Genomic DNA, 12345 nt, shown 5'->3' with positions numbered 1-12345 from the left:
TCAAAATGCTATTTCTTGGCACAAATGAGTCCCGTAACTGCCAGTTCGCGCCAGTTGGCAGGTAAGCACGATGAAGAGGATGAATGGGTTTTCAGGTGACTTTACCCGACGAAAACAGGCGGAAACTTAGTCTTTCGTGCGCTTGTATTTTTCAATTATCACCCGGTCGATCCCCAGTTTCTCCAATTTTTCAACGCCTTTCTGAATCAGCGTATCGCCGACGATTTTGACCACAAACACAAAGTCATGATTCTCCCAGGCTTTATCGACAAAGTATTCCAGATGCTCCGTGTACACGCTGTCTTTTAACGTATAGGCACCACCACCACCTGAAAAAGGCTCCGTGAGCGAATCCTGCCCCGTGCGCCGATCGTGGTTCAGGAATGCAAAATGCGTATCATTGATAATTTTGATCATTTTCCGGTTCGGATTGAACGTTGAAAAAGTCGTATCCTTCTCGGTGGATGTAGCCGAAATCAACTCCCAGGTCCCGACGATGGATGGAGCAGACGGTTTGGGTTCGCAACTGCAGAAGGCAGAAACAAGGGCCAAAGACAGTAGAAATTTACGTTTCATACAGGTTACCAAGGTATAAGAGTATCGTTTTTAACTGCTTGGTTCAGCAGTACTTAGCGGTTATTCCCAAGACTAGACTGATAAGGACAAAATTTGGCCTACACCATCAGTTCCCATTTTTTACCCATCCGAAGCTCTGGTAAATACCGTATTTGTTCGGTAAGTTAGTGGTTTCAGATGAGAATTCACCCGCCTGTTTATTACCCTCTGTGAACCCATGAAATACATAGTCTACCTTCTCTTCATCAGCACCCTCGCATCCGGCCAATCGTACGATGTGGTCATCAAAAACGGCCGGGTTGTCGACGGTACCGGCAACCCGTGGTATTATGCCGACGTAGCCATTCGAAACGGGAAAATTGCCCGGATTGGCACGATCCCGGCCGCCAGCGCCAAAACCGTTATCGACGCGAAGAATCAGCTGATTGCACCGGGTTTCATCGACGTTCACACGCACGTAGAAGGTAGTTTACAGAACCGCCCCGAAGCCGAGAATTTCCTCTATGATGGCGTCACAACTCTCATTACCGGCAACTGTGGCAGCTCGGCAACCAACCTGCGGCTCTTCTACGATTCGCTTCGAACCAACGGTTTTTCACCCAACCTGGCGTCGATGATCGGGCATAATACCGTACGGCTGAAAGTAATGAAAATGGCCTTCCGCGAACCGACCGCTAAGGAACAAACCGAGATGGAGGCCTTGGTAGAACAGGCCATGAAAGACGGGGCCGTTGGTATTTCCACGGGCTTGATTTACACGCCCGGCACCTACGCCCGCACACCGGAAATTGTTAGCCTGGCCAAAATGGCCTCGCGCTACGGGGGCATTTATGCGTCGCACATGCGTAATGAGGGTCAGGCCGTTAAAAAAGCGATTGAAGAAGCGATTCAGATTGGACGCGAAGCCCGGATTCCGGTCGAGATTTCGCACTTCAAGGTTGCCAGCAAGCCGATCTGGGGTTCCAGTACCGAAACCATCGGGATGGTAGAAGCCGCTCGGCGCGAAGGGCTGGACGTAACCGTTGACCAATATCCGTATACCGCTTCAAGTACCTCGTTGTCGAGTATTGTTCCCTCCTGGGCGCTGGCCGACGGAGATTCGGCCACACTGGCCCGTTTCCGCGATCCGGCTACCCGTACCAAAATCAAGAAGGAAATGCTCGACGGTTTAAAGAAAAACGACCGCAAGAATTATGAATATGCCGTTGTAGCTTATTACCCCACCGACACTACTTTCAACGGACTGAGTATTAGCAAAATCAATCAGAAGTTAAACCGCAAAAACAACGCCGAAACGGAAGCGGAGCTGGTGCTGGAACTGATGGAAAAAGCCCGTATGAAACACACTCAAATGGTTTACCACACCATGTCGGAAGAAGACATTGCCACCATCATGCGCTACCCCAATACCATGATAGCTTCGGATGCGGGCGTGGCGCGATTTCAGTCGGGCATGCCACATCCACGGGGTTACGGCACCAACGCCCGGGTGTTGGGTCGGTACGTTCGGGAGCAGAACGTAATTCCGGTAGAAGAGGCCATTCGACGGATGTCGTCACTGCCCGCCCAACGGTTTAAGCTCGAAGATCGGGGCCTGCTTCGGCCCGGTTATGCCGCTGACCTTGTGGTGTTCGATGAAAAAACCGTCAGCGACAAAGCCACGTATGACCTGCCGCACGCGTATTCGAGCGGTTTTTCGTACGTGCTGGTCAACGGTGTGCCAGTGATCGAGAACGGCAAGCACAACGGCAAACGACCAGGGCAGGTGCTGATGGGGAAAGGCTATGCGGGAAAGGGGGAGTAATCCGGTTTAGTTTACGCCAGAATCCCTTTCACCAGCTTCCCTTCTACATCCGTCAAGCGAAACCGCCGGCCCTGAAATTCGTAGGTCAGTTTTTCGTGATCGATGCCCAGTAAGTGGAGTAGCGTGGCCTGAAAATCGTGGACGTGCACCGGATTTTTGGCAATATTATAACCAAACTCATCGGTTTCGCCGTACGTGATTCCGGGCTTGATGCCCCCGCCCGTCATCCACATCGTAAAACAGCGCGGATGGTGGTCGCGGCCATAATTGTCTTTGGTCAGCTTGCCCTGCGAGTAATTCGTCCGGCCAAATTCACCGCCCCAAACTACCAGCGTGTCGTCCAGCAAACCGCGTTGTTTGAGGTCCTGCACCAGAGCCGCCGACGCCTGATCGGTGGCTTTACATTGTTTAGAAAGCGCTTTAGGCAAATTGCCGTGCTGATCCCAGCCCTGGTGATACAACTGCACAAACTTCACATCCCGCTCCAACAGCCGCCTGGCCATCAAACAATTGGCTGCGTACGTACCCGGATTGCGCGCTTCTTCCCCGTATAGATCGAACACCCAGGCAGGCTCGTCGGACAGATCGTTTACGTCCGGCACGGAGGTCTGCATCCGAAACGCCATCTCGTACTGCGCAATGTGATTCGACACTTCCGGATCGCCGTACAGTTCCTCCTGCACCTGATTCAAATCTTTCAGCGCGTCGAGCATCAACCGCCGATCCGCCGAACTGTAGCCATTAGGATTACTCAGGTAGAGCACGGGATCGCTGCCGGAGCGAAACTGCACGCCTTGGTGTTTGGAAGGCAAAAAACCGTTGCCCCACAAACGAGCGTACAGGGGCTGATCCTGCGGGGCATCTTTCGACACCATCACGATGAAAGCGGGCAAATTTTCGTTGGCTGTACCCAGCCCGTAGCTGACCCACGAACCAATGCTGGGCCGACCGGCCAACTGGTTTCCGGTTTGAAAAAACGTCAGCGCCGGATCGTGGTTGATCTGCTCCGTATACATGGATTTGATAAAACACAGATCGTCGGCCACTTTGGCCGTATACGGCATCAATTCGCTCACCCACGCGCCACTTTTGCCGTGCTGGGCAAAGTGATACGGCGAGCTTACCAGGGGCAGAGCCGACTGCTGGGCACTCATGCTGGTCAACCGCTGGCCTTTCCGAACCGACTCGGGCAAATCCTGACCGTGCATTTTTGCCAGATGGGGTTTGTAATCAAACATTTCCAGCTGTGACGGTCCTCCGCTCTGAAACAGATACACCACCCGCTTGGCTTTCGGTGCGCGGTGGGGCACGGTTTCGATTCGCTCCGCCGGATTCGAGAAAAGCCCGGAAGAAGGCAATAACGAACCCAGCGCCAGCGTACCCAGTCCCCACGATGCTTTGTTCAGAAAAGACCGCCGGTTGAACGTATCAGCCAGACTTTGCGCCAGTTTGTCTTTCATTGCTTTACGGTTTACAGTTTAATGTTTGGTCATAAAGGCTTCGGAGTTCATCACCGTGCTGGCAACAACCGCACCAGCCGCCAGAGCCGGCAACTCGTCAACCTTGGGCAGTGGGTATTCCCCCGCCTGAATCCAACCCTGCATTTTGGCCGGACTTTGCTTGAATTTCCGGTATTCCTGCTCGTACAGTTTCGTCAGAATGGCCAGTTCTTTCTCCACTGGTTTCCGGCTGGTTAGCAGCCGGAACACCTGCGTCAATCGATCCGGCACTGCCTTGTATTGCTCAAACGACCGGGCTGCTACCAGTTTGGCCGCTTCCACAAACTGCGGATCATTGAGCAACACCAGTGCCTGCAACGGGGTGCTGGTTTTCTGCCGTTGAACCACGCAATAACTCCGCGACGGCGCATCGAACGTATTCATCGACGGGGGCGGATTAGTCCGGCGCCAGAAAGTGTACAGACTCCGACGGTATAGTTTTTCGCCTTTGTCCTGTTCATACGTGGTGTTGTTGACGGCCCACAATCCTTCTGGCTGATACGGTTTCACACTTTCACCCCCCAAACGTACCGACATCAAACCGCTGGATGACAAGGCATTATCGCGGATCATCTCGGCCGTTAAGCGGAACAATGGACCGCGGGCCAGCCAAGTGTTCTCCGGATCTTTCCGGAGCAGTTCCGGTGTACCGCGCGACGACTGCCGGTAGGTGGCCGACATCACAATGAGCTTCTGCATGGCTTTCACGTTCCAGCCAGACGTTTGAAATTGAACCGCCAGCCAATCGAGCAATTCCGGGTGTGTGGGCAAATTGCCCTGATTTCCGAAATTATTAGCTGACTTGACTAACCCGGTTCCGAAATAGGCTTGCCAATACCGGTTTACAACAACCCGGGCCGTCAGCGGATTATCGGGATGCAGCAGCCATTTGGACAGCCCCAGGCGGTTTTTGGGATACTCTTTCGGAAATGGCAGAATGCTGGCCGGGACATCGGGCTGCACCCGTTCGCCGGGGGCATCGTAGACGCCACGCTTGAGCAGGTAGGTCGGGCGGGGTGTTTTCATTTCCTCCATGACCATGATTTCCGGCACTTCCTCCACGATCCGGTTGCGTTCCGCCCGGAGTTTCTGCAATTCCGCGCGCTGCTGCTGATACGTGGCCGAAACCGTATTGAGGTAGTAATTTTTATCAGCTTTCAGGTTCGGATCAGCTTTAGCCAGCGCCCGTGCTTCCGGCGCGGTCAACGTACGATCGTACACAACCAGATCATCAAACGAACCTTTTTTGAAGCCCGGACCGCGCATATCGGCACCCACCATCAAACCGGTTTGCTTGCCCCGGAACAGAATGTCTTTGTAGAGATTATCTTTTTCCGTCACCAGAGCGGCTTCCTGTCCATCAACATACAACCGCAATCCGTTGGCTTTGCTGGACCCGTCGTAGGTCATGGTCAGGTGAATCCATTTTTCTTTTGGCAACACCTGCGTGCCCACCCGAATGATCGCATTGTAAGGCCAGGTATGCGCCATGAGCAATTCCGCCTTGCCGTCGCGAAGGTTCAGAAAATATCCCCGAAAATTGTACAGAATGTCGCCATTCCCTTTGTGCACGAGCGCGGCCTTGTTCACGTCACCCGGAATGTTGACCCAAACACCAATGGAAAACGGTTGCGACCGGTTGAAAATCCCGACCTCGCCCAGCGTCAGGATGTCGTCGCCATTGGATTGAAATGCTTTTCCGTATTTCCCCGGCACCAGCACCGGATCAAGCACTTTCCCCGTATCTTTCTTGCTGACGGTATTCAGAAACTTGCCATTGACCAGTTGATCAAACGTAAACCGCGCCTGTAACCCCTTCCGAAGGTCGAATGGTACAGAAGCCCCGCTTTTCGCCTGCCATTGCGTAAAGGCCCCCTCTTCCTGTCCGACGGTTTGGCTCAGCGCCGTCTCCACGGTTTTGATTTTGGCATCCAAAAACGTCAGCAGACTATCGTGCTTCGATTCGGGTAGCAGCATCGTGGGTACCGGCATCGCGTCGTCCCAGGAGATCTGTCCGGCTTCGTCAACGTTGTTGAAAAAGGCAAACAGGCTGTAATAATCTTTCTGCGAAATCGGATCGTATTTGTGGTCGTGGCAGCGGGCACACTCAACCGTCATACCCATCAGGGCCGTCCCGACGGTATTGGCGCGGTCGGCCACATATTCCACCCGAAATTCCTCGTTGATAATACCGCCCTCCATATTCTGCGAATGGTTGCGGTTGAAGCCCGTCGCCAGCCGTTGTTCGCGCGTTGAATGCGGTAATAAATCACCGGCCAACTGCCAGGTAATGAACTGATCGAACGGCTGATTGCGGTTGAACGACTTAATGACCCAGTCGCGCCAGGGCCACATCGGGCGGTACCGATCAACCGTATAACCGTGCGTGTCGGCGTAGCGGGCCACATCCAGCCAATCGACGGCCATTTTCTCGCCGTAATGCGGTGATTTCAACAGCCGGTCCACTACTTTTTCGTAGGCGTTGGGAGCGCGGTCGGCCAGAAACGCATCCACTTCGGCTACGGTTGGCGGCAACCCCGTCAGGTCGAGCGTCACCCGGCGGATCAGGTTCTCGCGGTCAGCTTCGGGCGAGGGTGCCAGCCCCTGCGCTTCCAGCTTGTTCAGCACAAAATGGTCGATTGGATTTTGGGTCCAGCGCGTATTTTTCACGGTTGGCAAGGCCGGTTTTCCCGGCTTGATCAACGCCCAGTGCGGTTTATACTCCGCGCCCTGCTCAATCCATTTCAGCAATACGGCTTTTTCGTAGTTGGACAGCGTCCGATTCGACGATTTCGGCGGCATCATCTGGTCTTCGTCCGTGGTCACCAACCGGTAATACACTTCACTTTCGGCCAGATCACCGGGAACGATAGCGTGTTTTTTGTTTTTCGCCTTTTTCAGAGCCGCCATTGCGCCTTCGCGGGTCGCCAGTTCCAGTCCACCTTTCTGGCTGGCCTTGTCGGGGCCGTGACAAAAAAAGCATTTATCCGACAGGATCGGCTTGACGTGCAGGTTATAATCGATCTGGTCGGGAAGCTGATCCGCCAGTTGCTTGATTTCGGCGGGTTTTTCCACTCCTCCGCAGCCCTGCACCAGCCAAACCGTACCGATCCAGAACAATCCCAATAGCAGTCCGCCCAATCGACTTATCTTGTTGCGCTTCATTATCACCAATATTCCTGAATCCAATTTTCACAAAAAAACACTCATTATAAACAGTCAGCCCGACTATTCCTACTGCATCACGAACTTCAAAAATCTCATAAACAGCAGCTTACGCGATAACAAAAACCGCTTGCAAACATCTAAATTACGATTATTTATTGAATTAATTGGGATATCCCGGATTTTGGGGTTTCAGATTGGGATTGTTCAGCATCTCCTGCCTTCCCAGCGGTAGCAAGAGGTGTTTTTCCTGCAAAAGCTGGTTTGAGCTCAGGTTGATGTGCCCCACAAAATTGTCAAAACCGTTGGTGCGCTCGTTGTAGACTTTCCGCAACCGAACCATATCAAACCAGGTAATCTGCTCGTAACACAGCTCATGCCACCGCTCTCGCCAGACGGCTTCCCGGAACGTCGCCTGGGTGTAGGTTCCTAGCGCTGGTGTTGCCAGCTGCGCCCGGTCGCGAATCCTTTTCAACGCGTCGTAAGGAGCCTGCGTTGGTCCTCCGGCCTCATTTTGCGCTTCGGCGTAAATCAACAGCGTTTCAGCATACCGGATCTGCGGAACATTCAGATTGTTCTGCCGGGTTCCGGCAACGCCCTGCGTTCCATTCGCCGTCCGGTTGAAATGCTTGAACACATACGCTCCTCCCAGTTCAAAGCGGGCTCCGTTTCCGTTGGTGAAATACGTTGTATAGAAATACCCTTCCTGATCTTTCGCCCGCAGGTCACCTTTCTCATAGGAAGCATAAAACGCAGCGGTCGGCACTGAGCTACCCGTTCCGGAAGGTCCGTTGTAAGTTACCGGTTTGAAGTTCGGATAGAAATTATCCATTGGATTTCCGGCGACCTGGGTATTATACTGCAACATAAACAAGTGCTCCAGCCGGTTTTTGGTACTCTCCCGATGAACGTCCTCGTAGCTCCTAAACAGGCTAATTTCCGTGGGATTGGCGTTTGCGTACGTGATGATCTCCAGGGCTTTCTCAGCCGCCAGTTTGTAATGCGAGGCTCCTTTGCTCAACGGAAACCCTGCCATTGTCAGGTACACTTTCGCCAATTGGGTTTTAACCGCGGCCCGGTTTACCCGACCGCTTGCATCCATCCAGGGCAGCCCTGCATTCTCAGCCGCTAGCAGGTCGTCGACAATCAGTTTGTAAACTTCTTCCTGCGCGGTTCGCGACGGCTGAAAATCCGGCGACGTTGTTGTTTGTGGCTGGGTAATCAGCGGAACATCGCCCCACAACCGCACCGCCGTAAAATAGGCCGAAGCCCGCAAAAACCGAGCCTCGCCCAGGATTCTGGTTTTCTGAGCTTCCGGCATGGGACTAATCCCGGGTACTTTCTCCAGAACCTGATTCGCGTTGGCGATCACCTTGTAAAGCCCGTTCCAGTAGTTAACTACATGGGCGGTGTTGCCATCGTGTACCAGACCGTAGAGGTTGTTCAGGTCCGAATTCTGGGCGGTTTCGGTGGTAGAGGTTCCCGTCAGTGCTTCCAGCAATTGCCAGTTCGAAGAGAAAATCCCGGCTGCATCGCCAATAAACCGCAGGTCGGCATAAACGGCAGCCAGGGCCGCTTCGGCATGATCCGGAATGGTATAAAAATTATCCGGCGTCAGGTTGGACGGCGCCTGCTCCTGGAGGAAATCCTCGCACCCCACGGTTCCCAGCAGGGTGGCTCCCAACAGGGCCACCGTACTTATTTTACGAGCTATATGATTCATGATGTCAAATCCTGAGTTAGTGATGAACGGTTTACAGACCGATTTGCAGCCCGAACATGTAGGTGGTCGGTTTGGGGTAGTTGTGCCAGATCATTCCCTGCGAAAAGGCACTGTTGCTATCGCCCTGGTTGGTGGGCGTTACTTCAGGGTCACCGATGATGGGGTCTTTCACCAGCAGAAAGAAGTTTTGCACGGTGGCATAGGCCCGCAGCCGGTTGAGTTTTAGCTTGCTGGTCAGGTTACTGGGAAACGAATAACCCAGTAGCAGGTTACGTCCCCGCAGGAAGGAACCGTCCTTGATCCAGTAACTATCTACGTTCAAGACATATCCCGCCCGCGTTTCCCGGATTTCGGCAATCTTTGAATTCTGATGCTGGGGGGTCCAGGCATTCAGCACCGAGGTGTAGCTGTTGGCCAGCGCCTGACGATCTTCGCTGGTCGAGATATTCAAATCCATGACATCGTTGCCGTACATGAACTGCATTTCGAAAGTCAGGTCGAAACTCTTGTAGCGAAACGTATTGGTAAACGCCCCCCAGCCTCTGGGACTCCCGTTGCCAATGATGCTCCGGTCGGCGTCGGTGATGGCCTTGTCGCCATTCACATCCAGGTACTTGATATCACCCGGCAACATCGTCAGCCCATTCCGGTAGCTGACAAACTTCGCGGCTTCCTCCCGTTCGGCTTCGCTCCAGACGCCCAGCCGCGTTAGCCCCCAGAAAGAGCCCACGGGTTCGCCGACCCGAATGATGTTCGTCGGGTTGGTAAAATTCGGGCCACCCACATTGAAAATATCGGAGGGTGTGGCCAGCGACAACACCTTGTTGCGATTGAACGAGATGTTGAAGGTTGAGTTCCACTGAAATCCGCCCGCATCGATGTTGACCGTATTCAATCCCAATTCAAACCCTTTATTTTCCATCGAACCGACATTCCGCCGGATCAGGGCGTACCCACTCGTGCGCGCTACGGGCGCATCCAGCAGCATATCCGTCGTTTTGCGGTAGTAGTAATCCGCTTCCAGGTTGATGCGGCCCTTCAGCAATCCAATTTCCAGTCCCACATCCGTCTGAGCGGTTTTTTCCCACCGCAAATCGGCATTAGCCAGGCGACTGATGCCGGTACCGGCGGTCCGGCTTTCGCCTAAAATCGTGGTGTAGTTTGAGCTCAGCAAGGCCAGCGAGGTGTAGGGAGGAATCTCCGAATTGCCCGTCAAGCCATAACTGGTCCGGACTTTGAGGTTCGAGATCACCGGATTGTTCTTCAGAAAACCCTCTTCGGAAACCCGCCAGGCCAGCGCGGCTGAAGGAAAAAAGGCGAACTTGTGGTTCTCGCCAAACTTCGAAGAACCGTCAGCCCGGCCCGTCACCGTCAGCAGGTACTTTTCCATCAGGTTGTAATTAAGCCGTCCGAAGTACGAGTTGAACGAGAAACGAGACGCGCCGGACCCCACCTGCGGATTCGTGGCGCCCGCTCCCAAGTTGTTGAACCCAAAGTAGTCGGTAGCAAAATTGCTGACACTGGCATTGACGTTGAAGATATTAGTCTCCTGCCAGGAAATGCCCAACAGCGCATTGAGGGCGTGTTTTTCGTTGATCGTTTTGTTGTAGGTCAGGTAATTTTCCAGCGACCAGAACGACTCTTTCCGATTGCTGGAAGAGGCATTTCCGTTGCCCCCGATGTTCAGCGTCCGAGTCACCGAGTAGTTGTTTTCCTGGGTCTGTACATTCGTTCCCAGAATCGTCCGCATTTCAAGTCCTTTGGCAAAGGTGATGGTCGAATACAAGCTCCCCAGGGTAGTTTGGGTGTTCAGGATGTATTGGGTGCCCATCAGACGGTGGTACGAACTCATCGTCCCTTCCGCATACGGATAATCACGGTTATTGGCGTAGGTTCCGTCTTCGTACTGCACCGGCAAAAACGGAAAATCTTCCACAATCTGACGCGCCACGGCATCATTGATATCCACCAGGTTCTCCGACTGATTGTTGTAGCTGAGCGTTCCACCTACCTTCAGCCAAGATTTTACCTGATCGTCGATGGTAAACCGTCCCGAATACCGTTTCATGTAGGAGGTTTTAATCAGTCCCTGATCGTCGCGGTAACCGAGCGAAATAGAGTACTGGGTGCGGTCGTTGCCCCCGCTGAAACCCAGTTGATGATTTTGGGAGAGCTTGTTCTGGGTCGTTTCTTTCAACCAGTTTGTATCGTATTTGGGGCTACCGTCCGGGTTCCAGACGCGGGGGTCCGTTCGGCGCAGCTTGGGGTTCAGGTACGCCCATTTGCCCGCAGCCCAGCCGTCCGGATCATATTTCGCCATGTTCGCAAAGGCAAGATCCTCAACCGCCATATATTCCCGGGCGTTCAACACTTTCGGAGGATTGGGTCCAATGGTATTCACACTGAAGTCTACATTGTAGGTGACCTGGCCTTCGCCGGACCGGCCTTTCCGGGTGGTCACCAGGATGACCCCGTTGGCGCCACGCGCTCCGTAAATAGCCGTTGAAGAAGCATCTTTCAGGACCTCTACGGAAACAATATCGTTGGGGTTGATGTAATCGATGGCCGAGCTAAACTGATTCTGGGTGCCCTGGGGCATCATCACCCCATCAACCACGTAGAGCGGGTTATTCGAGGAGTTGATGGAGCTGAACCCCCGCACCCGGATTGTACTCCGGCCACCGGGCCGGCCAGAGTTGGTGTTGACCTGAACGCCGGGCATCCGTCCCGACAATGCCTGTTGCAGGGAAGCCGTTGGCCGTTCCTTCAGTTCCGCTTCCCGTACAGTACCCACCGCGCCGGTCAAGTCACTTTTCTTCGCCGTTCCGTACCCAATCACCACAATCTCTTCCAGCACTTTATCGTCTGGCTGCAGGGTAACATTGACCGTTGTGGATGCGCTGACGGTTTTTTCCTGCGACAGATAACCGACAAAGCTAAAGACCAGCACCGCCCCAGCCGCATTTTCCGGCACCGAAAGCGTGTAGTTCCCTTCCGCGTTGGTCACCGTTCCCCGCTGCGTTCCTTTGATTACCACACTCACGCCCGGAAGTCCTTCGCCGTTTTCCCCGGCTACGTTTCCGGTTATTGTAAAATCGGCAAGGGTTACAGCCCGAACGCTCGGTGCGCTTCCCAGCCCGTGGGCAGATGTCGACTCTTTCGGCGGAATTAATGCGTTAGAGTCTTCCCGCTCCGTTTTCAGGGGTTCCGTGCTCTTCGCCGGCGTTTTGATAATATAATAAGCCTGCCCCCCAATTTTCCGAAACATCAGGCCATACGGTTTTAACAGTCGCTCCAGCTGTTTTTCCAGTTTTCCGGAATGCAACGTTCTGTTTTCCGGAACCAACATCCCACTTACGGTTGTCTCTTCGAACAGAATGCTGACCTGATGCTGACGGCTTAACTCCGTCAATACTTCTTTCATTTTTTGCCCCGCCGTCGGAGCAGACTGTGGCCGCTCCAGCGCACGATCATGCTGCCGGGCCAGCGCGATGGATTGCGCCCGGGTCAACTGATAACTCAGCATAACCAGCGTGATCAGGGCCGTTTTCTGTAGACATGAAGTAAACATTTTTTGT

The 12345-nt window shown here is 53.6% G+C and carries 6 protein-coding genes; 1 reads left to right on the top strand and 5 read right to left on the bottom strand.

Annotation, left to right across the window (positions count from 1 at the left end):
- Positions 1-126: 126 nt before the first annotated feature.
- A complete protein-coding gene (locus tag ACYVH9_RS02000; RefSeq protein WP_460634614.1) occupies positions 127-576 on the bottom strand; it encodes a hypothetical protein in 450 nt (149 codons plus the stop codon).
- Positions 577-793: 217 nt separating this feature from the next.
- On the opposite strand from ACYVH9_RS02000, the gene ACYVH9_RS01995 reads away from it, so the two are divergent.
- A complete protein-coding gene (locus tag ACYVH9_RS01995) occupies positions 794-2380 on the top strand; it encodes an N-acyl-D-amino-acid deacylase family protein (protein WP_460634613.1) in 1587 nt (528 codons plus the stop codon).
- A gap of 11 nt (positions 2381-2391) precedes the next feature.
- Here the strand turns inward: ACYVH9_RS01995 and ACYVH9_RS01990 are convergent, their stop codons facing one another.
- From ACYVH9_RS01990 to ACYVH9_RS01975, 4 genes are all read right to left on the bottom strand, one after another.
- Complete coding sequence (locus ACYVH9_RS01990; RefSeq protein ID WP_460634612.1) at positions 2392-3840, bottom strand: DUF1501 domain-containing protein; 1449 nt, start codon at positions 3838-3840, stop codon at positions 2392-2394.
- Between the two features lie 18 nt (positions 3841-3858).
- Positions 3859-7044 (bottom strand): DUF1553 domain-containing protein, encoded by a 3186-nt coding sequence (locus ACYVH9_RS01985; RefSeq protein ID WP_460634611.1) that lies wholly within the window; start codon positions 7042-7044, stop codon positions 3859-3861.
- Positions 7045-7207: 163 nt separating this feature from the next.
- Complete coding sequence (locus ACYVH9_RS01980) at positions 7208-8767, bottom strand: RagB/SusD family nutrient uptake outer membrane protein (protein WP_460634610.1); 1560 nt, start codon at positions 8765-8767, stop codon at positions 7208-7210.
- A 31-nt stretch (positions 8768-8798) separates the two neighbouring features.
- Entirely contained in the window at positions 8799-12338 is a 3540-nt protein-coding gene (locus ACYVH9_RS01975; RefSeq protein ID WP_460634609.1) for a SusC/RagA family TonB-linked outer membrane protein, read from the bottom strand.
- Positions 12339-12345 lie beyond the last annotated feature (7 nt).

Source organism: Larkinella harenae, assembly GCF_054780515.1.
The sequence above is the reverse complement of the archived record's forward strand: the minus strand, read 5'-3'. Positions and strand labels throughout refer to the sequence as shown.